This window comes from Gluconobacter sp. P1D12_c (genome assembly GCF_018812105.1).
Classification (GTDB): domain Bacteria; phylum Pseudomonadota; class Alphaproteobacteria; order Acetobacterales; family Acetobacteraceae; genus Gluconobacter; species Gluconobacter oxydans_A.
On the sequence record NZ_JACSIQ010000805.1, the window covers coordinates 1 to 371 of the forward strand.

1 protein-coding gene is annotated in these 371 nt (G+C 43.4%); it reads right to left on the reverse strand.

The window, feature by feature from the left end; all coding sequences use genetic code 11:
• The coding region (locus KP705_RS19285) for a protein rep (RefSeq protein ID WP_215765477.1) at nucleotides 1–371 on the reverse strand (371 nt) is incomplete at both ends.

Genomic DNA, 371 nt, shown 5'->3' on the forward strand with positions numbered 1-371 from the left:
TTAAACGATTAAACGATCCGTACCTCTGTATCAGTCGCGTATTGAGTGTCTCATTATAGAACCACTCAAGATGGCCATCCTCCATCGTCTCAATATCGTTCGGCTTAGTCACATATTTTGTGACCTCATCAACAGACTCAAGAGTTCCCGCATCCTTAACAATGCACGACATCCTCTCACGAACATCAGCAAGAAAATCCTGCCAGCCGTTCCCCTTCAAATACGGCAGATCAAAGAGGATATTCATATGCATGTTAAGGGTTTCATGATCCTCATTATGAGTGAACTCAGTCCCCCTGAAATACAGATTTGAACCATATTTTTCATTGAGCCAACGGAAGCAATCAGAGAGCTTGCGGGTCCATTTCCTA